We start from the raw sequence: 23,590 nt of genomic DNA on the forward strand, positions 1-23,590 counted from the left end.
TCAGACCAGCAGTGCGGCGGCGTGGTGACGTGCCTGTCGCAACCAGGACGCGCGGGTCTCGTGGGAGGAGCCGGTGACCGTCCGGAAGACGACCCGGCGGACGTCGGTCACTCCCACGTACGGCAGGACACATGCCGACCAGATCCTGTCCAGCGGGTCTCCGAACTCGGTCTCCTCGCGGTCGGCGGGGGTGTCGGAGGTGTTCAGGACGAGGGCCCGGCCGGCTTTCAGCAGCCCCTCGGGTTCTCCCTGCGCCGTCCCCAGCTTGTAGGCGACGCCGGGCACGAGCACACGCTGCACCCAGCCCGCGAGGACCGCGGGCGGCATGCCCCACCAATTGGGATGGACGAACACCATGGCATCGAGCGTGGCCACCTCCGACCGGTGCAGCGCCACCTGCGGATCGTGGGAACCCGCGGCGGCCCGGACCGTCTCCGTCTCGTCGGCGGAGAGACCGGGTGCGAATCCCTCGGCGCAGAGATCGTGCGCGAGCACCTCGCATCCGAGGTCGCGCAGCTGTTGCACGACGGCATCGAACACCGCGTGATTGAAACTGCCGGGCCGTGGGTGCGCGAGGTAAACCCCTACACGTGGCATTCATTCCCCCAGAGGCATCGATGCTCATCGTCCGTGAGGGCCCTGCAGTCGGCCCCACTCGGCTGATCATCATGCCGGTGGGACGCCGCTTGCGGGGCCGGTCGACAGGATCCGGGTGAAATCGCCGGCTGTCGTGACACGGCGGTCCGCTCGGGGACGCCGGTTGCAGGCCGCCCGCCCGGCGGGTGAGCCGGGCGGAGCAGACGGCGGTCCGCCGCTGCGCGCCCCCCTCACGGAGGAGGCCTCCCCCTCCGCTCCATGGTGGGCCGGCCCGGAGAGAGCGGCCCCGACGGCGCGTGACCGCAAGGGAAGGACGGGAAGCGAGCGATCAGCACCGGGGCCGCCCCGCACGCTGAGCGGTCATTCGTCGGAGGAGGGCGGTCGAGGGCGCCGGCGGCGTCGGTACCAGAGCGCGCCGATCGCGGCGGACGCCGCGGCCAGGGCGATGCAGAGGACCGGCCAGTGGCTGTCGGCGATGCGCAGGCCGGTCAGGAAGGTCACGGCGGTCAGGACGAGCGGCACGAGGAGGGAGAGGAACGCGCGGAGCGCGGCCGCCGCCACTTCCGGTTCGGGACGGGAGACCCGGTGGCGCGGGGCGGGCGCGGCGCCGGCGAAGTAGTAGGCGAAAACGCGGTGTGCCAGGCGGGCGTCGGCGCGTTGGTAGGTCACCGCCATGTACGGGAGCCAGACGAGAGGGGCGACCAGCCCGACCAGGAGGACCGTGCCGAGGAGCAGCCACCGCCAGGTCTGGACGGCGATCCGCCGTACGCGCCGGCCCGCGTCCTGGCTCTCGTCGCCTGGCGTGAGCATGCCGAGGAGGTGGGCCATGCGCAGGGTGACGTCCCACAGGGCCCTCCACCGCTTCCACCGGGAGGGCGTGTCGGCGGTGCGTCCCGTCCGGGCGAGTGCCTCCTGCGCCTGCCGGATGTCCTTGTACGCGCCCTGGAGGACGAGGAGTTCACCGGCGCGAGCGCTCGCCGTGGGGTCGCGGCCGTCGAGGGCGGCCAGCTCCAGGACCGTGCGTGCCTGGCGGAGCAGTGCCGCGCAGAACGCCACGGGGACGAGCACGAGGAACGGGCCGCCCACGAAGGATCCCTCCGACACGACGGTCCGACGGCCGCGGGCGACCACCAGGGCCCGGAGCTCCGCCTCGGTGGCGTCGGGGTGCTTCCGCCGGAGCCGGGCGATTGTCCCGGGCACGGCCGGACCGATGCGGCGGACGGCGAAGTCGGCGAGGAGTTCGGGGAGGCGCCCGGGATCGGTGACGACCGACGCCAGCAGTGGGCGTTCAGGAGAGGGGTCCTCGCGGGAACCCCCAGCGTTCCGATTCTCCCGGTGTGGCACGGATCGTACCTATCATGGAAAAGCCCGGCCGTGGTGCACGGGTGGCTCTCGTCCTTCCCGCCCCGCCTGTCCGGGCTCCCGGCCGGTTGCCGGCCCGCCTGAACGGTCGACGTGCGCCGGAGCGCGCTCCAGGTCGTGGCGTCGCAGACACCACGGTGCACGGAGCACGTGCCGCCCGATACCTCTCACGAGATGCCGGACGGCGGAATTCGTCGCTAGATGGATGAAGGGCTTCGTGCCGTCCGAACGACGAACGAGCGTGCAGGGAAAGGCTGGGACACGGCATGCAGAAGCGCAGCCTGCGGGACCTCCGGGTATCGGCCGTCGGCCTGGGGTGCATGGGCATGTCCGCCTTCTACGGATCCGCCGACCGGGAGGAGGCGATCGCGACCATCCGGCACGCCCTCGACCTCGGGGTGAACTTCCTCGACACCGCGCAGGTGTACGGACCGCTCACCAACGAGTCGCTCGTCGGCGAGGCGATCCGGGGGCGTCGCGACGAGTACGTGATCGCGACGAAGTTCAACTACCGGATGGACGACGCCGTACCGGGCGACATCAGCACGGTCGGCCCGCAGGACGGCTCGGCCGCGCACGTCCGGAGCTCGGTCCACGGCTCCCTGGAACGCCTGGGGGTCGACCACATCGACCTGTACTACCAGCACCGGGTCGACCCGAACGTACCCATCGAGGAGACGGTCGGCGCGCTGGGCGAGCTGGTCGCCGAGGGCAAGGTGCGGCACGTCGGGCTGAGCGAGGCGAGCGCGGAGACCATCCGGCGTGCCCACACCGTGCACCCGATCACCGCGGTGCAGAGCGAGTACTCGCTGTGGTCACGGGACGTGGAGGCCCAGGTGCTGCCCGCCTGCCGGGAGCTGGGCATCGGCTTCGTGCCGTACTCGCCGCTCGGCCGCGGCTTCCTCGCCGGGCGGTTCACCTCGCCGGACGAGCTGGACGCCGACGACTGGCGCCGCGAGAACCCGCGCTTCCAGGACGCCAACCTGGAGGCGAACCTCCGGCTGGCGGCGAAGGTGAAGGAGATCGCCGCCGAGAAGGACGTGACCCCGGCCCAGTTGGCCATCGCCTGGGTGCTGGCCCGGGGCGAGGACCTGGTGCCGATCCCGGGCACCAAGCGCCGCACCTACCTGGAACAGAACGCCGCCGCGGTCGACATCGAGCTGACCGCGGACGACCTGACCCGCATCGATGCGGAGCTGCCCGAGGCGGCGGGCGAGCGGTATGACGAGGCGGGGATGCGAGCCGTCGATCGCTAGTCCTCCGCGTCAGGGATCCCGTCCGGACGTGTCGGGTCGCCCGGTGGCGCGTACCGGGCGGCCGGAGGCCGGGGCGATCCTGTCGGACGAGGAACGGGCCGTGCCGGAGGGACGGGTGCGGCGCCGTTCCACGCCGCAGGCGTGGGCTTCGCGGTGCCGGACCGTCCTGGCGCGCGCCACCGGTGCGTCCAACGAGGACGTGGCCACACAGCCGGGCCCCACCACATCGTTCACGGCCCTGGGGGCGGCCACGAGGGGAGGCGATCGGCTCCCTGCTCGGTCGACGGTTATTCGGTGGATCCGCTCCCGTCGGGCTCGTACGGTGACCGGACCCGACCTCGTCACGAAAAGCGGATCATGCGTGTGCCCTACCCCCGTACGCCCCATCTCCCGTGGTCGCCGGGGGCGGCCCCGGACGACATACGAGCCGGTGATCTGTCCGGGCTGCGCGGCCGCGAGGTCGTGGTCACCGAGAAGCTCGACGGGGAGAACACCACCCTCTACGCCGACGGGCTTCACGCCCGGTCACTGGATTCTGCGCACCACCCCTCGCGGGCGTGGGTGAAGAGCCTGCAGGGGCGGATCGGCGCGGGGATCCCACGGGGCTGGCGGGTGTGCGGCGAGAACCTCTTCGCGCGGCACTCGATCGCGTACGAGGACCTGGAGAGTTGGTTCTACGGGTTCTCCGTCTGGGACGGCGGCGACCGCTGCCTGGACTGGGACCGGACGGTCCGGTTCCTGCGGCGGCTGGGGGTTCCGGTGCCGCAGGTGCTGTGGCGGGGTGTCTTCGACGAGCGTGCGCTGCGTGCGCTGCGGCTGGACACCGTGCGCCAGGAGGGCTACGTCGTACGCACCGTCGAGGGGTTCGACCGGCAGGAGTTCGGGCGGCGGGTGGCCAAGTGGGTGCGCGCACGACACGTTCGAACCGATGCGCACTGGATGCACGCCGCCGTCGCGGAGAACGCCCTGGGCCCGAGCGCCGCGCTGTGGGCGGTGCGTTCGGGGGCGGCCGCCGACGTGCCGTCGCTGTCGGCCGCGCTGGGCGTCGCCCCGGAGGATCCGGCCGCCGCCGAGGCCGCCGTCGCCGATGTGTCCGCGAGACTGGACGTGCTGGGCCGGTCCGGGGACGCACGACTGGAGGGCGTCCTGGCCGCGATGCTCCACAGCACGCGCCGGGCGTGGCTCGGGCCCCGCCTCGCGGGGCCGCTGGGCATGCGGAGCGCCCGCCGCATCGCGGACCTGGTCGGACTGGCCCCAAGGCTTCAGCGCCCGTACCCGGACGGCGACCGCCGGACCGGTCTGGTGCGCATCGCCCTCGCCGTCGACCCGGGGGTGCTCCACGCGGTCGCAGGGGCGGTCGCGCACACCGCCGAGGCCCGTGAACAGGTCGAGTGGTCGGCGCTGCACGCCGAGGACGCCGGGCTGCTCGGCGCATCGCCGCTGAAGCCGCTGCGGGCCGGGCTGCGGGACGCCCTGGCCGGCCTCGGCTCCGCTGCCGCCGACCGGTGCTGGGCGGAGGCGCGGGAAGCGTTCGCCGAAGGGCGGGTCTCCACCGTCGACGAGGCGGTGGCGGTGAGCTGGCGGTGGCGTTCCGGGGCGTTCCCCCGGCTGGTCCACCTGGTCGGGCCGTCGGGCAGCGGAAAGAGCACCTTCGCCGGAGGCCTTCCCCGGACCGACTCGTGCGTCTCCCTCGACGATCTGCGCCAGGCCCGGGGCTCCCGGGCCGACCAGCGGGCCAATGAGGACGTCCTGAGGGAGGGCCTGGGCCGGCTCGACTCGGCGTTGGCCGGCGGTGGGACCGTGGTGTGGGACGCCACGTCCCTCAACCGGCACCAGCGTTCCCTGGTGCGAGGGGTGGCACGGCGGCGTGACGCCCTGGTCACTCAGGTGGTCGTGCTGGTCGACGAGGAGGAGTTGGCACGGCGCAACGAGGGGCGTGCTCACCCGCTGCCGCCCGGGGCGCTCGCCTCGCAGCTGCGCCGGTTCGTCCCGCCCTACCCGGGCGAGGCCCACCGCACTTGGTACGTCGGAGCGGGCGGAACCGTCGATGACACCGAGGGCGCGTTGGGCGGCGCCGTGGACGGAGGAGAGGCGTGATGCGCACGAGTGACGAGGTCTATCACCGGGTCCGCTGGGACCCGCGGTTCGATCCGGCCCGGTTCGTGCTGGGGATCGCCCAGCGCGGTGCCGCCCCCAAGCGGGTCCCGCTGCCCTCGTTCGTACCCGGCGGCGACGTTCCGTGGCACCGGGTGCTGTTCGTCGAGGCGGACGGCGAGCTGGTCTGGGACCGTGCCACCGGTGTGGACCGCATCGGCACGTCGGACGCCGGCCGGGTGCGGTACCCGCGTCTGCTGCGGGCGCCCTTCTTCACCGCCGGGACGCCCTGCGCGTGGGAACCGGCCAAGGGGTGGCGGCCCACGGACGGCGCGCCCCGGACGACCGCGCCGAGCGCGGGAGGTCTGCGCGTACTCACCTGGAACACGCTGTGGGACCGGTACGACAGCGACCGCATCGACACCGCCCGGCGCCGCCCCCTGCTGCTCGCGGCCCTGGAGGAGGCCGACGCGGACGTCATCGCGCTCCAGGAGGTCGAAGCCGGTCTGCTCGCCCTGCTGCTGCGGACGCCCTGGGTCCGCGCCGGTTACACCCTGGGCGCCGATCCGGGAGGGAAGGACATCGAGGACAGCGGGCTGCTGTTGCTCAGCCGGCTGCCCGTACGGGAGGCGGGGCGGCACGAACTCGGACCGCGCAAGGCCGTCACCGCCATCACCGTGGAGACCGGCTCCGGTCCACTCGTGGTGGCCACGACCCATCTGAGCAGTGACCACTCCCGCAACGGTCCGGCCCGGCGGCAGGCCGAACTGGACCGGCTCGCCGAGGGACTCGGCGGCGTGGACGGCGATCTGGTCCTGGTCGGTGACTTCAACGACGGCGGCGACGGACCGGCCGCCGCGCTCGGGCTGCGGGACGCCTGGACGGAGGTCCACGGGCCCGGCGACCGGACGCCCACCTTCGACCCGGGCGCCAATCCGCTGGCCGCGGTGTCCTCGCTGTCCGGCCGGGCCTCCCGGCTGGACCGGATCTTTCTGCGCGCGGGGCGGCTGCGGGCGACCGGGGCGTTCCTGCGGGGTGACTCGCCCGCGGCGGACGGGCTGTACCTCTCGGACCACTACGGTGTGGGGGCGGACCTCCAGCCGAGCGGTACCGAGTCCGCGGATGTCCTCGACGCCCGGCCGACAGCCCGCACCGCGCTGGCGTGGATACCTCCCCGGGAGCTGTGGCCGACGCTCCAGGGCATCCGCCAGGAGCACGATCCGCAGTTCCACCGCTGGCCGCCGCACGTCAATCTGCTCTTCGGGTTCGTGCCGGAGTCCGACTTCGAGCAAGCCGCCCCGCTGCTGGCCGAAGCGGCGGCCGGCACGGCGGCCTTCACCGCCCGGCTGGACGGGGTGCACACCTTCGGGCACCGGGACGGTGCCACCGTCTGGCTCGACCCGGCGGCGGCCGGCGAAGCACCGTGGGCAGGGCTGCACCGCGCTCTGGGGGAGCGCTTTCCGCGCTGCCGCGGGCGAGCCGAGGGCTTCACCCCGCATCTCACCCTGGGCCGGACGAGGGACCCCCAGCGCCTCGCCGCCGCGTGCGCCGCCCGGCTCGGCGGCACGTCGGCACAGGTGGGGGAGCTGGTCCTGCTCTCCCGCCGGGGCGACGAACCGATGCGTCCGCGCGCCACGATCGCTCTCGGAACGGGCGACGTACGGTGGCTGCCCGACACCCCTGGCCCCGCCGTCACCGAGCCGGCCGCGGAGGGCGAGGCCCGGGCCGCCCTGGCGCGCAGGACGGCGCGGCGCATCTCCGCGGCGCTGGGTGAGGGAGTCGTCCACGTCGTCGGATCACGGCGCATGGGCTGCGCCCTGGCCGGAGCGGACCTGGACCTGGTCGCGGCGCTGCCGGGCAGCGTCGACCTGGCCGACGTCCGGGCACGGGTGACCGCCGCGCTGCCGGACGGCACCCGGGTGCGGCAGGTGACCGGTGCCCGGACGCCGGGCCTGCGGCTGCGCACCGGCGGTCTGGACGTCGACCTGGTCGTCGTCGCCACCGGAACGCTCGACCCCGGCGAAGCGGTGGACCGCCGCACCGAGTTGGACGAGGCGGCGGCGGTCGCCCTGAGCGCGGTGAGCGACGCGGACGCGGTACGGGCCGCGGTAGGCGACCACCACACCGCTTTCGCCCGGCTCGCCGGACAGGTGAAAGCGTGGGCCGGGGCGCGCGGCCTCGACTCGGCCCCCTTCGGCGGACTGCCCGGCCTGGCCTGGTCGGTGCTCGCGGCCCGTACGACGCGCGAGGCCGCGGACGCGGCCGCTCCGGACCTGCTCCGCCACTTCTTCGGCACCTGGGCCGCCTGGGACTGGCGGGACCCGGTCGGCCTCACGCCCACCGGAACGGGACCGCACACGCCCGTGGTACTCATGACGCCCACTGATCCCGTCCGCAGCTGCACCGGGCAGGTCAGCGCCGGCTTCCGGGACCTGCTCACCGACGAGCTCTACCGTGCCTGGACCGTCCTGGAAACGGCAGCGGACGCGGACACGGACCCCTGGCCCGAGCTGTTGTCGCCGCCCTCCCTGCACCGACGGCACGCGGCCTGGGCGGTCCTGACCGTACGCCCGGTCCCCGCCGAGGAGTTCGAGGAGACTCTGGGGCGCGTCCGGGGGCGCCTGCGAGCGCTGCTCACCGCTCTGGAGGAGGCCGGAGCGGCGGACGCGCACGCCTGGCCCCGCCCGTTCGGGACCGGGCCGGGGTCCGCGCGGTACGCGATCGGCCTCGGCCGCACCCCGCCCGGCGCTGCCCGGCTCGCGGAGATCTCCGGAGAGTGGGGCAGGGGCCTGCGCGGGGTCGACGTCACGTGGGCGGAGTGCGGCACCGTACCGACCCTGCGCTGACGGGGGACGGTTCCCGCAGCAGGCCGGTCGCGTGAGGTCCGCGAGCCGACGGGTTCGGCCTCGCGCCATGCCGGTGCGGTGGCGGCTTCACCCGTGCAGCGGGCGGCCCCGGACGGGCTGGAGCCTGTGAATCGTCCGGTGCGACTCCCGATCATGGAGCATGCGCCGATGACCGGCGAGGGCGGAGCCACCGACCACCTCGGCCGTGACAGGCACGATCCTGCGGGCAAGGGCCCGGCCCGCTGGACCATGCGCTGGAGGACCGCGCCGAACGCCTCCGCCATCACCTTCGACGGCCGTCGGACGGCTGTCACACGACCACCCCGAACGTCAACGGCGACCGGGTCCGCGGCGGCGAGAACGTCGTCCCGGCCGAGTCCTGTCCGCCCGGACCCGCGCCCCTGCCGCAGGCCGCCACCCCGTCCGGCTGACATCGCGGGGCGGCGGCCGCGGGGGTGCACCGGAAACCGTGCCGGATCCTGAAAAAGGGCAGAATCCAGACACTTGACCGATTCAAGAAAAGGCGTACGGTCGTGAGGGAGATTGCAACCGTCCTCGAAAGCGCCCTCTCATGGATCGCACAGCTCCCCGGAAGACCCTTCCGAGTGGAACGATCACCGATGTGGCCGTCCCCGGCCCTCAGCGGCCGACTGCCGCCCTGCCGTCCGGTGCGGCGGCAGGGACCCGCGTGGAATCGTTCGTGGGTGGGCCCTGGTCCCTGCCGTGGTCGCCGACCGCCTGCTCCTCGGCGAGGACCGTCATACGCGACGTGCTGCCGCAGTGGGGTCTGGAGGACCTCGTACCGACCGCCGAGCTGCTGGTCAGCGAACTGGTGAGCAACGCACTGCGGCACGCCTCCGGCCCGCTGTGCCTCACCCTCGAGCGGGTGTCCGACCTTCGCTGTCTGGTCAGCGACGGCACCGCGGACCTTCCACGCCCGGCCGATGCGGGCCCGGAGGACGAGAGCGGTCGCGGACTCGTCCTCGTGGACATGCTGGCCGCGCGGTGGGGCTGCGAGGGCGGGCCCGAGGGCAAGAGCGTGTGGTTCGAGCTCTCCGGCGACCCCTGCGCACCCCGTCTCGACGGTGACACGGAGGGCGAGGCGGCATGACGACCTCCGGCACGGCCGATGAACCGATGGCGCTGGCCGCCGAACGGCTGCGTGCGGCGGGTATGCGAGTGACCGCTCCGCGCATGGCGGTGCTGACGGCCGTCTCCGACTCGGGCGGCCACCTCGACGCCGAGACCCTGCGTGAGCGCGCCCAGCGGGTCACCGGCCGCCTGTCCCTGCAGGCCACCTACAACGTGCTGCGCGCCCTCACGGACGCCGGTCTGGTCCGATCCACCCAGATCGCGGGTCACCCCACCCGCTACGAGACCGAGCGCCACGACAACCACCACCACTTCGTGTGCCGCGCCTGCGGCTCCATCCGCGACGTGGAGTGCGTGGTGGGCGCGGCCCCCTGCATGGAGCCACGGCTGCCGGAGGAATACGACACCCAGGAGGCCGCGGTCACGTTCTGGGGCCTGTGCCCCGGCTGCCGGGCCGCGACGCCGGTTCCCTGACGAACCCGCCCCCGTGGTCCCACGACGTGCGAGGAGGGCCCGTGCGCTGCCGTCCGACCGTGCCGGAGAACCGTACGAGCGGCTGATCACCGGACACGAGTACCTGCGCTGTCGCGGATCGATGTCCGCATCATCCCGATAGGATCCCTTTTGTGATCAGCTCAGGAAGGCTCTGGCGCCGCCATCGTCCGAGCAGTGGCGGCCAGCGGGAAGCCGTGCTGCTGTCACCGGTGATCGTCACCGTCTTCATCGCCGGCCTGGCGCTCTCCACTCCGAGGGAGATCGCCTTCAGCCGCCTGCTGCCCGCGGCGCCCGCCCTCGCCGCCGCACTGTGGCCCGTGCTCCCGACGGTCCTGCTGGGGACCTTCTGCCTGCTGATCATGATCGGCCTCAGCTTCGTCTACTCCGATCTGGGGACGCCGTACACGGCCGCCGCGATCATCGCCGTCACCTCGGCGGCCGCATACGCGAGCCATCTGCGACTCCAGCGGGAGGAGACGCTCTTCCAGGTCCGGCTCGTCGCCGACGCGGCTCAGAAGGTGCTGCTGCGGCCGCTGCCGCGCCGGGTCCGGGACGTCGAGATCGAGTCGCTGTATCTGGCGGCCCAGGAGCAGGCCCGGATCGGAGGCGACTTCTACGAGGCCGTCGACACGCCGTACGGAGTCCGGCTGCTCATCGGCGACGTGCGCGGCAAGGGCCTGTCGGCGGTGGGGGCCGCCTCCGCGGTGATCAACTGCTTCCGGGAGAACGCGTACGACCAGCCCGACATCAGGGCCATCGTCCGTCGGCTCCAGATCACCATTTCCCGCTACAGCGCCGCGGTCCCCGCCGATGATCAGGCGGAGCACTTCGCCACCGCCCTGATCGCCGAGATCCCGCACGGCAGCGGGCACGTCAGAATCCTCAACTGCGGGCACCCGCCGCCGGTGTTCGTGCGCGGCGCGGAGATCCAGGTCCTCGAGCCCACCCTCGCCTCGACCCCCCTCAATCTCTCGGCGCTCCTGGGAGACCACTACTACGTGGACACCGCCGCCTTCGTCCCGGGGGACCGGATGCTGCTCTACACCGACGGAGTGACGGAGACCCGTGACCGAGCCGGCGAGTTCTTCCCGCTGGCGGACTGGGCGCGGCGGCACCACCAGGCGCCGCCCCGTGAGCTGCTGGACCGGCTGCACGCGGACCTGCTCCACTACGCGGGCGGAAGGCTCGACGACGACATCGCGGCCCTCGCCGTGCGCCGCCGGCACACCGGGGCCCCGGAGCGGTAGCTCGCTCTTCGGACCGACGGGGGCCGGACTCCGCAGGGCGCCGACCGTTTCCGCGGGGGCAGGCAGACGACGGCCCGCGCCCGGGTGGGCGACGCCCTCCGCATCCCTCCCGAGCCTCTCCCGCCCGCCGGCCCTCCCGTCCCGGGTGCCCCGCCCTCCTTCCGTGCCGTGCTGCCCCACCGGCACTGCGCCCGCCCGCCGGCCGCCCCGGTCGCCGCGTCCTCGCTCTGCCGCGAGCCCGCACAACGCCGCCCGCGGCCGGGATCGCCTGCTTCTGCCGCGGCCCCACCCGCTCACCGAGCGCGTCGGGGACGGGTGCGGCACCAGCGGACGCGGGCGGGTCCGCCGCAGATCGGGGTGCGTCCGCGGCCGCGTCCCGGGCCGGCCGGCGTCCCGGGTGGTGCACTCGGCAGTCGGGGCACCCCGGGTCCGGGCGGTCGCGGCTCGCCCGGCGTGGGCGGAGTCGGCCCGGATCCGGACGATCCGCGGTTGGGTGGGCGAAGGCGTCAGGGCAGTTCGCGGGCGGCGCCCCGGTCGGTCATGCCGGTGGGCGTCACCGTGATCGCCACGGGGCGCCGGCGGCCACGTCGGAACTCTCCGGCCCTGTCGTCCGTCTCCGCCCGGTTGCGGACTTGACCGGGGCACCGGGGTCTCCTGACGGCAAGCCGGACGACCCCGCTTCTGTGCCTCGAGCGCTCCGGTCGGTCCGACCGGAGCGCTCGAGGGAAGTGTCGGGCGGAACGGTCGCCGAAGACGGGGCCGCCGTCCCGGCGTCCGGTCAGCGGGTGGCGAGCAACTCGAGCGTGTCGATCACGCGGTTCGAGAAGCCCCACTCGTTGTCGTACCACGCGACCACCTTGACGTGGCGGCCGTCGACGCGGGTGAGGGCCGAGTCGAAGATCGACGAGGCGGGATTGCCCGTGATGTCGGACGACACGAGCGGGTCGTCCGAGTACTCGAGGACGCCGGCGAGCGGTCCCTCCGCCGCGGCGCGGTACGCCGCCAGCACGTCGTCGCGCGTCACGTCGCGGGCGACGGTCGTGTTGAGTTCGACGATCGAGCCAACCGGCACCGGTACGCGGATCGAGTCGCCCGACAGCTTGCCGTCGAGGTTCGGCAGCACCAGGCCGATCGCCTTGGCGGCGCCGGTCGTGGTCGGCACGATGTTGACGCCGGCGGCCCGGGCGCGACGGGCGTCGCGGTGCGGACCGTCCTGCAGGTTCTGCTCCTGCGTGTAGGCGTGCACCGTCGTCATGAATCCGTGCTCGATGCCGGCGAGTTCGTCGAGCACCTTGGCCAGCGGTGCGAGCGCGTTGGTGGTGCAGGAGGCGTTCGAGACGATCGTGTGCACGTCCGGGTCGTAGGCGTCGGTGTTGACCCCGAACGCGAGCGTGACGTCGGCGCCGTCCGACGGCGCGCTGACGAGCACCTTCTTCGCGCCCGCGTCGAGGTGGGCGCGGGCGGCCTTGGCCGAGGTGAAGCGGCCGGTGGCCTCCAGGACGATGTCGACGCCGAGGTCGGCCCACGGAAGCCGCGCCGGTTCGCGCTCGGCCAGCACCGTGATCCGGCGGCCGTCGACGACGAGGACGTCCCCGTCGACGGTCACCGGACGTCCGAGCCGGCCGGCCGTGCTGTCGTAGGCGAGCAGCCGGGCGAGCGTGGCGGGCTCCGTCAGGTCGTTGACGGCGACGATCTCCAGGGCGCTGTCGCGCTCCAGCAGGGCGCGCAGCACGTTGCGTCCGATGCGGCCGAATCCGTTGACGGCGATGCGAGTCATGAGTGATGTCCCTTCCTCTCGCCACCAGACTCGCCTGCGGTCAGCGCCGCTGACAGTGGCGGGATCGCCATGGTTCAAAAGGATCCCGCCACGCGGTGCCGGAGGGGTCACTCGCCCCGGGTGAAGGTGCGCCGGTACTCGGTCGGTGTGGTGCCGAGGATGCGCTGGAAGTGCAGGCGCAGGTTCGCGCCGGTGCCGAGGCCGACATCGGCGGCGATCTGTTCGACGCTGCGCTGCGAGCGCTCGAGCAGTTCGCGGGCCAGGTCGATGCGGGCACGCATCACCCACTGCATCGGCGTGTAGCCGGTCTCCGCGACGAAGCGCCGGGAGAACGTGCGCGGCGAGACCCCCGCCTGCCGCGCCAGTGTGTCGAGGGTGAGGGGCTCGCCGAGCCGGTGCAGCGCCCACTCGCGGGTGGCGGCGAACCGCTCGCCGAGCGGCTCGGGGACGCTGCGCGGCACGTACTGGGCCTGGCCGCCGCTGCGGTAGGGGGCCGCGACCAGGCGGCGGGCCGCGTGGTTGGACGCGGCCACTCCGAGGTCGCCGCGCAGGATGTGCAGGCACAGGTCGATGCCGGAGGCGGCGCCGGCCGAGGTGAGCACGCTGCCCTCGTCGACGAACAGCACGTTCTCGTCGACCCGGACGAGTGGATGCCTGGTTACGAGTGCCCGCGTGTAGTGCCAGTGCGTCGTGGCGCGCCTGCCGTCGAGCAGGCCCGTGGCGGCGACCGCGAAGGCGCCCGTCGAGATGGCGGCGAGCCGCGCGCCCCGAGCGTGGGCGGCGATCAGCGCGTCGACGACGGCCTGCGGCGGGTCGTCGCGGTCCGGGAACCGGTAGCCGGGGACGAAGACGATGTCGGCCCACGCGAGCGCGTCGAGACCGTGGGCGACGTGGTACGCGAGGCCGTCGCCGCCGGTCACGAGACCGGGCGTCGCCCCGCACACCCGCACCTCGTACGGCATGCTCGCGCGGGTCGTGAAAACCTGCGCGGGAATGCCGACGTCGAGCGGCTTGGCACCCTCGAGCACGAGGACGGCGACGCGATGCAGGCGGGAGGCTGGCACGGGGAAGAGGCTACGTGGCGTGACTTCGGTACGCCCAACCCGCGCTCAAGGAGGACCTCCGCAGGACGGCACCGCCCAGGCGTACGGCTCGGCGGTTGCCTTGCCCGGCCCCCGCCGCCGGTTCGGCGTCTCGCTCAGTCCACCGCGCCGCCGTCGACGGCAATGCCCAGCCGGTCGGCCACGGCGGTCAGGGCCGCGCCCAGGGGGAGCGCGACCCGGGCGTGGGCGTGCCTGTCGCCGCGGGTCGGGTCCCGGTTGATGATGACGACCGGCTTCCCGGCCTGGGCCGCCTGGCGGACGAACCGGAGCCCCGACATCACCGTCAGCGAGGAGCCCAGGACCAGGAGCGAGGAAGCCTCGCGGACCAGCGTGCGGCAGAGCTCGACGCGCCCCGGCGGGACGGCTTCCCCGAAGAACACCACGTCCGGTTTGAGGATGCCGCCGCAGACCGTGCAGGGCACCACGCGGAAGTCCCCGACCTGTTCGTCGGTGAGATCGGCGTCGCCGTCCGGGTTGATCCCCGCGGCCACCGGATCGAACCCCGGATTGGCCTCCTCCAGCCGCCGGGCGAGTTCCCGACGCGTACGGAACGCGCCGCAGGAGAGGCAGACGACCCGGGCGAGGCTTCCGTGGAGTTCCACGACGTCCTCACTGCCGGCGGCCTGGTGCAGGCCGTCGACGTTCTGGGTGATCACACCCGAGAGCAGACCGTGCGCTCCGAGCGCGGCCACGGCCCGGTGCCCCGCGTTGGGCAGGGCGCGGCCGAACGCGCGCCAGCCGAGGTGACTGCGCGCCCAGTACCGGCGCCGAGCCCGGGCACTGGCGACGAATTCCTGGTACGTCATCGGCGTGTGCCGGTTCAGGCTCCCGTTCGCACCCCGGTAGTCGGGAATCCCCGACTCGGTGGAGATGCCCGCCCCGCTCAGTACCAGCACACCGCCGGCCCCCAGCGCGTCGGTGACCGGCCCGAGGTCGGTGGTGCCCGGAGGCAGGTCCTCGGGGGGCGTCCAGCTCAGAGTGGGGCGCATGCGCATGCCGCCAGGGTACGGAACCGGCCGCTCTGCGCGGCCCTCGTCGACGCGGGCGGGGGCACGGATCGGGGCGGGCCCGGGGTCCGGTGGCGGACGCGGGCCGGAACCAGGACCGTGTCGTCGCCCGGCGGGCCCGGGAGCGGCTCGGACGGCGTCCGGCCGGCCGCCTCCTCCGCTCCGTCCGTCGCGTCACGCGGTACCGCCCGCGCCTCCCGGGGAAGCGGACCGTCCCATGCCCGGACCTCATCGGCCGGGATCCCGGAAGCGCCGGGACCGAACTCCGGATTCAGCACGTTGCCGCGTACACGGGCATGAGCACCCCGAAGCGTGGGGGCGTGACACGACAGGACCCTTCGCCCAGGTCCTGCTCACTGTCGTCCAAGCGGGATGTGCCCAGGTGATCAAGGTGCGTGGGGAACGGCCACGATCAGCCGCGGCCGCGGGCTTCCTGTGCCCGGGATCCGCCTCCCCCTGCTCTCACTGCCCGTGACGGTACGACAGGCCGCCCACAGCCGGACGCAGGCTCCGGACCCGCCGGGGCCCTCCGCGCGGCCGGAGCGAAGGACATCACGATCGGCCTGCGCCGCAACGCCCGCAACCCCGCCTCCCCTCGCGCTCCTCGGCCTCGGACGAGCACGAACCGGGCATCGCGGGACCACGTCGAAAGTCCTGGCTCCCGGACCAGCGACGGCAGGGACCACGGCTGCGGTGTCAGTCCGCTGAAGTATCCTTCCCGCCACCGCACACCGACCGGGAGGACCAGGAGAATTGACCGGCCTGTCTGCTTTCCCGCTGCCCTTTCATGCTTCCCGTTCCATATCGTTCGCGACACCCCGAACGCTGCGGGAGCTTCAGATGATGCAGTGCAGCTCACACATTCGGGCGAAGCCGGGGTGGTTCGACAAGATGAACGATGCCGATATCGTCGCCAAGTGGAAGCAAGAAGCGGTCGCCCAGGGCCTCACCGAAGCGCAGGTTCGTTACGTGCTTGCCGAACTCCTGCATTACGCCGCGCTGCGGGACGGACGAACCGGTATCGAGGTGTCAGCGGTCGACGGGGTGTGGCAGGCGGACACACTGGTCGACGACAAGCTCAGATCCCGGCTGCGTGAGGCGGTTCGGGTTCTGGAGCAGGTCCCCGAAGCAGAACAGGACTGGCATCCCGGATCCGACGGCCAGGTGCTGGACCTGGTTCATCCCTCGCTTTTCTGTCTGGTGAGAGGGGTGAGCGGCGAGCCCGAGCGGGCTTGGCGGAACCCGACGAACCGCTACTCGAGGTACGAATTCTCGGAGAAGTTCCAGTGGCTGCCCACGGACGTCGACGTCAGTGACGACGGCGACGTCGCCTTCCGTTCGTACGTCAACAACGTCCACCCCGAGACGCATCGCGAACTGGCCTCCGTCCTGCCGGAATTGTTCGCGCGGTTGCGCCCGCTGCTGGAGAACGTGCTCACCGATCTGCGCCGTCCGCGGCCCCCGAGGATCGAGGCCGATCCTTTCGGATGGTACGACTCGGAGCCGGAGTACCCGGTCAAATCCTCCTACAGCGATGACGAGGCCTACGCAGAGGCCCTCCGTGCGTGGGAAGAGGCCCAGGACGACTGGTGGGAGAACCGCCGCCCGGTCATCCCGGACGCCCCGGTCTTCACCCCGCCCGAGTTGCCCGGTGAGTCCGACCGAGTCGACCTGCGCGGCCGCCGTCTCCAGGTCATCGTCAAGCTCGCCACCATTCACCTCACCCCGGACAAGCCCGAGTACCCCGGCGGTTCCTGGCATGTCGAGGGGATGTTGAACGAGCGGATCGTCTCGACCGGAATCTATTACTGGGACAGCGAGAACATCACCGAAAGCCGGTTGGGTTTCCGGGCGGCACTCGACGACCCGGACTACGAACAGAACGACGACAACGGCCTGCGTGAGGTCTACGGTCTGGAGGACGAAGACGCACTGAACCAGGTGCTGGGATCGGTGTCGACCCCGGCGGGCCGCTGCCTGGCGTTCCCGAACATCCTGCAGCACCGTGTCGGCTCGTTCCGCCTCATGGACCCCACCCGCCCGGGACACCGCAAGATTCTCGCGTTCTTCCTGGTCGACCCGTCGGAAAAGATCGTCTCGACATCCGATGTGCCACCGCAGCAACCGTGGTCCGACACCTCGACCATGACGCTCGAACAGGCCAAGGAGTACCGCGAACAACTCATGCAGGAACGCAAGTTCTTCGTCGACGAACACAACGAGCAGCTCTACGAACGAGAATTCTCCCTCTGCGAGCACTGAACTCCTTCTGTCCTGAACACGTGCAGGTCAGGAAGGTGAGTACGGTCCGGACGACGGGCCGGGTCGCCTCCGACCCTGCCCCGGGCTGTGGAGCACGGCGCCCGCCCGATGCGACAGTCGGGCCGCCGGCCCGCCCCTCATCAGCCACGGAACGCGGAACGGTCCGCCGACTTCGCCGACGGACCGCCACGAGAGTTCGAGGCTAGGCTGCCGGTCATGAACCCAGCCATGACCAGAGGCGCGGCCGCGGAGCCCGCCGTCCTCGACACCGGAGAGCTGACTTCCGATCCGGAGCTGGAGGCCCGGTTCGCCGAGTCGGTCCACCGGATCCTGGCGGACCTGGTCGGCGGAGGTGCCGCGCTGGGCTGGACCGAACCGCCCTCGCGGGACGAGGTGGCGGAACTTCTCGGCCGTGTCGTCTCTGCGGTGCAGGCCGGGGACGGGGCCCTGCGTGCTGCTTACCTCGACCGCCGGCTCGTCGGGGTGGGGTACTGGCTCCGTTACGACCGGCCGACCCATCGGCCACACGCCGATCTGGAAAAGATCGCGGTGGACGCCGCTGCCCATGGCCGTGGTGTCGGCCGGGCGCTGGCCGCTGCCCTGATCGCTGACGCCAGGGAGGCGGGCATCGAGGTCCTCACCCTGGACGTCCGTGGCGACAACACCAACGCCCTGCACCTCTACCAGTCGCTGGGCTTCACCGAGTACGGCCGTCTGCCGGACTTCGTCGCCGTCGGCGAACGCCGCTACGACAAGGTCCTCTGCATGCTGGACCTCCGTCGGCGAGGCTGACCACTGCCACGCCCCGGGGCCCGCCGCCTTCGCGGGGTCTGTTCGGCGTGCCCCCGTGCCGTGGGCGCTTCGGCGCGGCCGGGACCTGAACCGCCGGCGGCCACGGCGGTCAGCGGAGGCTTCTCCGGCAGGTCGAGGGCTCGCGCGTCTTCCAGTCCGACGACGTGGCCGTCGAGGCGTTCGCCGGAACCCACGCCGAGGACGAAACGGCCACCGGAGACCAGGGCCAGGGCCGCGGAGGCCTGCGCGACGACCGCCGGGTGGTGGCGGACGGTCGGACACGTCACTCCGGTCACCGGCCCTGGACGTCCAGCCGCGGACGGAAGTGGCCGCTCGTCTCGCCGAAGCCGAAGCCGAAGCCGCGGCTTCCGCGCCTACCGCCTGGCGGCCGAGCTCCTCCGGGCCGCGGGCCTCCGAGGCCAGCTTGTAGCCGATCTCCGCACGGACGGACTCCGGCAGCCGACGCGCGCGGAGGAGGGCACCGGCGCAGTCGCGGCCCGTGCGCCACTCGGACGGAAGGACCGGCGGTGCCCGGGCACCGGATCCGCGGTTGCGCCCGTCTGCGAGAAGCGGGCGTCGCCGCCCGGATGAGGACGGGGACGGGGATGCCCCGGCTGGTCCTGACACAGGAGGAGGCCGACGGCCGCAGCGCGTTCGTCACCCGCCTCACCGAGCAGGGAAGGGCTCACCAGGAACCTCTCGGGACTTGCGGAGAACCAGCGTGTCGATTCCCTGCGAGCCCTCAGCCGGAAGCCGCGGATGAGCCTTCCGGGTGTGGTCGGTCACGGCAGGATCTCGACGTACCCGTCGGTTCCGTGCACGCGGATCCGCTGCCCGTCCCGGATCAGCCGGGTGGCCTGGTCCACGCCCACGACGGCCGGCAAGCCGTACTCCCGGGCGATGACCGCGCCATGGGTCATCAGACCGCCCACCTCCGTCACCAGGCCCGTGATTCCGACGAACAGGGGCGACCAGCTGGGGTCCGTGTAGGTCGTGACCAGGATGTCGCCCGCCTCGAGATCGGCCTCCGCCATGTCATGGATGACGCGGGCCCTTCCCTCGACGGTTCCGGCGGAGACCGGTAGGCCGATCAGGGCACCGGCCGGCACGTCGTCGCGTCGGTACGCCCCGGTGACGGCCTCGCCGTCCGACGTGAGCACCCGGGGCGGTGTGAGCGCGTGGTACGACCGGAACGCGTCCTTGCGCCGCTGGATGAGCCGTTCGTCCACCCGGTGCGAGCGCACGACGTCGTGGAACTCCTGGAACGTGAGGTAGAAGACGTCCTCCTTCTCGGGAAGCACGTTGGCCCGCACGAGGCGCTCGGCCTCTTCCAGGAGGGCCTGCTTGTAGACGAAGGAGCGGCTGACGATGTCGTACTTCGGGTACTCCCGGTATCCGATGAAGGTCCGGACCCGGTCGATCATCCGCTTGGTCAGGTCGGCCTTCCGTTTCCCGTCCGGCAGGGCCCGCAGGCGTGACAGCACGTCCTGCTCCTTCTTCCGCGCCTCCTGCCGCCCTCGTTCGAAGCGCCGCGCGGCGGCGCCCGGTTCGAAGTTCCTGACGTTGTCGAGGATCGCGGGCACGAGAGCGGCGGGGCGCTCGCGCCAACGCGGTCTCGTGATGTCGATCTCGCCGACGCAGCGCATGCCGTACCGGTCGAGGTAGGCCTCGATGGCGTCGCGCGCCTCGGTCCCGCCCGGGAGTTTCGCCAACCCGTCCAGGAAGTCCTCGTCCTCGACGCCCTGGAGGAACGCCGTCACCTCCGGATGCGGACGGATGACATCCGCGACGTCGAGCAGCGCCAGTCCCATCTCCGACGTGATGTTGTCGGGGGCGGACAGCGTGAGCGTGTCAGCCGCGTTCTTCTCGCCCAGCCATTCCTGCAGCTTGTCGTTGAGCCACCACGTGGCCTCCATCCCCGCCGTGATCACCTGCATGCTCAGGGGACTGCCGAGGACTCGCTTGTGCTCCTCGAAGGCCTCCAGCAGGAAGTCGAACAGCTCCGGCCCGGTCTTCGTCCGAATGTCACGCCTCAGGGTGGCGATGGACGCCCGGCTGTGCTCGATCAGCTCCTTGACGATGGCCGGGTCGGTCTCGATCGGGGCGGAGGCGCCGCCGGCCGGCGGCCCGCCGGGGCCCGCGTCCGGGAGGGACGGGACGAAGTCGTCGCGGTCGAGGACGGTCTCCAGCGCGTCCCTGGTCAGCGGATCGGATCTCCCCACGATGTCCAGGAGGCCGGCGCGGCCCGCGGGCGAGGCCAGGCGCGGGGTGGCGTCGACGAACAGCCTCCCGCCGGCCTCGTGCATCGGCGCCATGGACGTCAGCTGCCACACGGAGAGCCCCAGGGGCCTCATGGGGTCGGTCATCATCTGCTGATGACCGACGGAGAGGTAGACGTGGTTCTCCCGGTCGCCGGTCCCGGGGACGGGGACGGGGAACAGCGTCGTGATCGGCCGGCTCTGGACGATCTGGAAGCCCTCGTCGGCCAGGCACCACTCGATGTCCTGCGGGCAGCCGAAACGCGCTTCGATCCGCCGTCCGAGCTGCACGAGTTCCACCACCTGGGCATCCGTCAGCGTCGGCTGCTCCTGCCGCTGCGAGTCGATCGCCACTTCCTGGGTACCGCCGGCCGGCAGGGCGCGTACGGCACGTTGTTTGGCGGCGATCGTCCTGGCGACGACTTCGCCGTGCCGCACCTTGAAGACGTCGGGGTTCACCAGACCGGAGACCAGGGCCTCGCCAAGGCCGAAGCCGGCCTCCACGGTGGCGGTCTTCCGGTTGCCCGAGACGGGGTCGGCCGTGAACAGGACGCCGGCCGCGTGCGGGAAGACCATCTTCTGCACCACCACGGCCATGTGGACCGCGCGGTGGTCGATGCCGTTGCGCTGACGGTAGGTCACGGCCCGCTCGCTGAACAGCGAGGCCCAGCACCGGCTGACGTGCCGGAGGATCGCCGAAGACCCCGTGACGTTCAGGTACGTGTCCTGCTGGCCGGCGAAGGAGGCCGTCGGCGAGTCCTCCGCCGTCGCGCTGGACCGGACGGCGCAGGCGGCTCGCCCGCCGAGCCGGGTGAGTGCGCGGGTGATCGCAGCCGCGAGATCGTCCGGGACGACGACCTCTTCGACGGCCCGGCGGATCCGCGCACTGAGCGTGCGGACGGCCTCCCGGTCGTCCGGGTCCGAGCGCGACAGCTCATCGAGCCGGTCCTCGACCGACGGCGCTTGCGCCATGATCCGCCGGAAGGCGTCCGTCGTCACGCAGAAGCCGTCCGGCACACGGATGCCCTCGATCCGCGACAGCCCGCCCAGGTGCGCGCCCTTGCCGCCGACGACCGCGACCTGTGCCTCGTCGACCGCTCGCAGATCCAGCACGTACTGTCCGGTCATCGCGATACCTCCGAGGCCGCCGAGCTCCGTCGCACTGCACCAGCCGGTCGAACCACCCGGGTCCCCGGCTCCGTCGAACCCCTTGTCGGGCGCACTCTCGGCTTCGCCCGCCCTCCCTCCGACGAGCCGGACGGCAGGCGCCCGTACCCTCCGTACGTCGACAACGACCCAGGCACGTGGTGTCCCCATTTCCGCAGGTTGTGGTCTTGGCCGACGATTCTGCGCCGCGACCCGGGTCTTGCCGCAAGCCCCCCTGCGTGCTATACGTTGAGAGTGGCAAGGAGAGACCTCCTTGCCTCTGTCTTTTGTCGGCCGTGGATCCGACGACTTCTCGCGACGCGGTGGCACGCCGCGCAGGCGTACGCGGCGTTGATCGCCGACAGCCCCCGACCCCGCCCGTCCCCGTGGTTCCCGAAGAAGCGAGCAGCCACGCGGCTCTTCGGGCCATGAAGCGCCGACGCCACTGCGCATGGCGCGATCAGGGCCCGGGCCGGTGGAGGAGCTGGTCCCGGCCGTGCCCCGGGACGGGCGTCGGTCTCACCCGCAGGCGTGGACGACGTCGCGGAAGCGGCGCACGGGAGGGCCGGACCCGGTCACAGGAACCGCGAACTCGCCACCGGACCGGACGACAGCAGTCGGGCCCGGTCACCCCGCAGCCACGTGTCGCGCACGGCCGAGACGAAGTCGGTGAGCCGTTCGACGGGGTCGGCGGGCGTCTGTCCGTCACCTTCGTCCGGTGTCGGGTCGGCCGCCACGACCGCCGCGGCGATCTCGGCCTCCGGCCGTTCGTCGGGCTCCCCGGGCTCCACGCCACCGTCGGCGTCCTGCCGCAGGCCGGCCGCCCACGGGGCCACGACCGACTGGTGGAGCAGTGTGACGCTGTCGGCGGTGACGTCCGGCGGGTCGGTCCAGCAACTCGCGTGCTCGTGCAGGACCTGACCGGGCGTCCGGTGGAACAACTGGTCCAGTATCTCGGGGCCCTGCTCCTCGTCGGCGGTCGCGTTGAGGTCGTAGGCGACGACGAGGGTGTCCTGCCGACCGGCCTCGAAGGGCTCCGCCGGGAGACCGAGCACCTCGGCGGCCGCCAGACCCAGGATCCTGCTGCCGCGGTCCGGCAGCAGGGACACCGAGCGCGGGCGCGTGCCGGCGGCGGCGAGCACCGACTCCAGCCGCAGCAGGCCGTGCAGGCACTGGCCGTGGGTGTCCTGGAGCCAGGCGTACCGGCCGGCCATCCCCGCGTCGTAGCCGTACGGGGAGCACGTGCCCAGCACCGTGCCACCCATCACGTACTGCCAGCCCCGCAGGTCTGCGCCGTCCAGCGGGCTGCACGCGCCGGCACGCGCGGCGCGTTCCAGGACGCGGTTCTGCCGGTCCCGGGCGTCCAGCCAGATGTCGTCGTCGGGGGCGGGCAGCAGAGCGTGCTGACGCCGGGCCAGCTCCAGGTCACCCGCCAGGACGGCGTTGAAGACCAGCAGGTAGCGGTCCGGCCAGTCGGACAAGCCGCCCTCGTGCGCGAGCAGAACGTCGGCGGCGTCACGGTGCAGGCCCTCCGACTCGTACGCCGAGACCAGCTCCCGCAGCACCGTGGGGGAGCCGGAAGACAGGCGCAGGGCCTCGCGCAGCGCGGGTATCGCCAGGTAGGACACGCCGCGCTCCACGCACGCGTACCCGTAGTCGTACAGAGCGCGTGGCTGGTCGGGATGCTTGGCCACGGCCGTGGCGGCCTCGTGCAGGTCGTCGAATCCCGTCGTCAGGGCGGCCCGGCCGACGACGAGGGCGACCTGCGCCAAGGGCGCCCCGGTCGCCCGCCGCAGCTCCCGCAGGCAACCGGGGACGTCACCTGCGTCGAGGCAGTCCCAGGACTTGAGCAGTTCGGGGGAGGTGGGGCGGCGATTCCTGCGCGAGAACATGCCCAGGATCTTCTCCGGAGACCGGAAACGGCATCAACTGCATTGTTCGGTGCCCCGGGACGGCCGTCAGCCGAACTGCCAGTCGTGCACCTCGACGTCGACGTGCCGGTCCGGGGCCAGGACAGCGCGTGCCGTGTCCGGGCACCGGCCCGTACGCGACCAGCCCGTCCCGGCCGGGCGGCACGGCGGGGTCGGCGGCCCGCCCCGTGCCGAGCACCAAGTGGCGGTTGCCGCCGGCCCGGCCGCCGGGGAAGTCCCACATCGTGCGTCCCAGCGTGCTGTGCCACCGACGCGGCATCACGTCCCGGCGCGCGCCGGCCTCAGGGGCAGCCTCTCCGTCCCGTCCCCCGACGCTCGCAGGAGC

Annotated in this window: 16 protein-coding genes and 1 pseudogene; 8 read left to right on the forward strand and 9 right to left on the reverse strand. The window is 72.6% G+C overall.

Annotated elements, in window-relative coordinates; all coding sequences use genetic code 11:
• A complete protein-coding gene (locus FHS37_RS15960) occupies nt 1–597 on the reverse strand; it encodes an NAD(P)H-dependent oxidoreductase (protein ID WP_184821637.1) in 597 nt (198 codons plus the stop codon).
• Between the two features lie 360 nt (nt 598–957).
• Nucleotides 958–1,941, reverse strand: a complete 984-nt coding sequence (locus FHS37_RS15965) for a hypothetical protein (protein ID WP_184821639.1) — start codon at nt 1,939–1,941, stop codon at nt 958–960.
• A 284-nt stretch (nt 1,942–2,225) separates the two neighbouring features.
• Between FHS37_RS15965 and FHS37_RS15970 the strand changes: the two genes are divergently transcribed.
• The 6 genes from FHS37_RS15970 (at nt 2,226) to FHS37_RS15995 (ending at nt 10,989) form a co-directional block, all read left to right on the forward strand.
• Nucleotides 2,226–3,215, forward strand: a complete 990-nt coding sequence (locus FHS37_RS15970; RefSeq protein ID WP_184821640.1) for an aldo/keto reductase — start codon at nt 2,226–2,228, stop codon at nt 3,213–3,215.
• A 357-nt stretch (nt 3,216–3,572) separates the two neighbouring features.
• Nucleotides 3,573–5,312, forward strand: a complete 1,740-nt coding sequence (locus tag FHS37_RS15975) for an RNA ligase family protein (RefSeq protein WP_184821643.1) — start codon at nt 3,573–3,575, stop codon at nt 5,310–5,312.
• Nucleotides 5,312–8,155, forward strand: a complete 2,844-nt coding sequence (locus FHS37_RS15980) for a poly(A) polymerase (RefSeq protein WP_184821645.1) — start codon at nt 5,312–5,314, stop codon at nt 8,153–8,155. Before FHS37_RS15975 ends, FHS37_RS15980 begins: the two co-directional genes overlap by 1 nt.
• A gap of 688 nt (nt 8,156–8,843) precedes the next feature.
• A complete protein-coding gene (locus tag FHS37_RS15985; protein ID WP_193474098.1) occupies nt 8,844–9,266 on the forward strand; it encodes an ATP-binding protein in 423 nt (140 codons plus the stop codon).
• On the forward strand, nt 9,263–9,721 hold the full coding sequence (locus FHS37_RS15990; protein WP_221499851.1) for a Fur family transcriptional regulator: 459 nt from the start codon (nt 9,263–9,265) through the stop codon (nt 9,719–9,721). Before FHS37_RS15985 ends, FHS37_RS15990 begins: the two co-directional genes overlap by 4 nt.
• Nucleotides 9,722–9,873: 152 nt before the next feature.
• Nucleotides 9,874–10,989 carry a PP2C family protein-serine/threonine phosphatase gene (locus FHS37_RS15995; RefSeq protein ID WP_373304245.1) on the forward strand — a complete coding sequence of 372 codons (1,116 nt, stop codon included), beginning with the start codon at nt 9,874–9,876 and terminating at the stop codon, nt 10,987–10,989.
• A 778-nt stretch (nt 10,990–11,767) separates the two neighbouring features.
• Here the strand turns inward: FHS37_RS15995 and gap are convergent.
• From gap to FHS37_RS16010, 3 genes are all read right to left on the reverse strand, one after another.
• Nucleotides 11,768–12,766 carry a type I glyceraldehyde-3-phosphate dehydrogenase gene (gene gap, locus FHS37_RS16000; RefSeq protein ID WP_184821657.1) on the reverse strand — a complete coding sequence of 333 codons (999 nt, stop codon included), beginning with the start codon at nt 12,764–12,766 and terminating at the stop codon, nt 11,768–11,770.
• Nucleotides 12,767–12,873: 107 nt separating this feature from the next.
• Complete coding sequence (locus FHS37_RS16005; RefSeq protein ID WP_184821659.1) at nt 12,874–13,830, reverse strand: GlxA family transcriptional regulator; 957 nt, start codon at nt 13,828–13,830, stop codon at nt 12,874–12,876.
• Between the two features lie 134 nt (nt 13,831–13,964).
• Nucleotides 13,965–14,864, reverse strand: coding sequence for an NAD-dependent protein deacetylase (locus FHS37_RS16010; RefSeq protein WP_184821661.1), 900 nt, complete (start codon nt 14,862–14,864; stop codon nt 13,965–13,967).
• A gap of 765 nt (nt 14,865–15,629) precedes the next feature.
• Between FHS37_RS16010 and FHS37_RS16015 the strand changes: the two genes are divergently transcribed.
• Both FHS37_RS16015 and FHS37_RS16020 read left to right on the forward strand, forming a co-directional pair.
• Nucleotides 15,630–17,138 carry a DUF4246 domain-containing protein gene (locus tag FHS37_RS16015; protein WP_184821663.1) on the forward strand — a complete coding sequence of 503 codons (1,509 nt, stop codon included), beginning with the start codon at nt 15,630–15,632 and terminating at the stop codon, nt 17,136–17,138.
• A gap of 228 nt (nt 17,139–17,366) precedes the next feature.
• Nucleotides 17,367–17,930: a GNAT family N-acetyltransferase gene (locus FHS37_RS16020; protein WP_184822144.1), complete on the forward strand. Its 564-nt coding sequence runs from the start codon at nt 17,367–17,369 to the stop codon at nt 17,928–17,930.
• On the opposite strand, the gene FHS37_RS41055 is transcribed toward FHS37_RS16020, so the two are convergent.
• The 4 genes and pseudogenes from FHS37_RS41055 to FHS37_RS39395 form a co-directional block, all read right to left on the reverse strand.
• The gene (locus tag FHS37_RS41055) at nt 17,885–18,226 is read right to left on the reverse strand and encodes an LLM class flavin-dependent oxidoreductase (RefSeq protein WP_375372306.1); all 342 of its coding nucleotides are present in this window, start codon (nt 18,224–18,226) and stop codon (nt 17,885–17,887) included. The two genes, FHS37_RS16020 and FHS37_RS41055, sit on opposite strands and share 46 nt — an antisense overlap.
• Before the next feature lie 486 nt (nt 18,227–18,712).
• On the reverse strand, nt 18,713–21,316 hold the full coding sequence (rph, locus tag FHS37_RS16030) for a rifamycin-inactivating phosphotransferase (RefSeq protein ID WP_184821665.1): 2,604 nt from the start codon (nt 21,314–21,316) through the stop codon (nt 18,713–18,715).
• A 593-nt stretch (nt 21,317–21,909) separates the two neighbouring features.
• The gene (locus FHS37_RS16035; protein WP_184821667.1) at nt 21,910–23,226 is read right to left on the reverse strand and encodes a tetratricopeptide repeat protein; all 1,317 of its coding nucleotides are present in this window, start codon (nt 23,224–23,226) and stop codon (nt 21,910–21,912) included.
• Between the two features lie 66 nt (nt 23,227–23,292).
• Nucleotides 23,293–23,548 (reverse strand): annotated as a pseudogene (locus FHS37_RS39395) (YciI family protein); the annotation flags it as partial.
• Between the last annotated feature and the right edge of the window lie 42 nt (nt 23,549–23,590).

The organism is Streptomyces griseomycini (genome assembly GCF_014203535.1).
GTDB lineage: Bacteria > Actinomycetota > Actinomycetes > Streptomycetales > Streptomycetaceae > Streptomyces > Streptomyces griseomycini.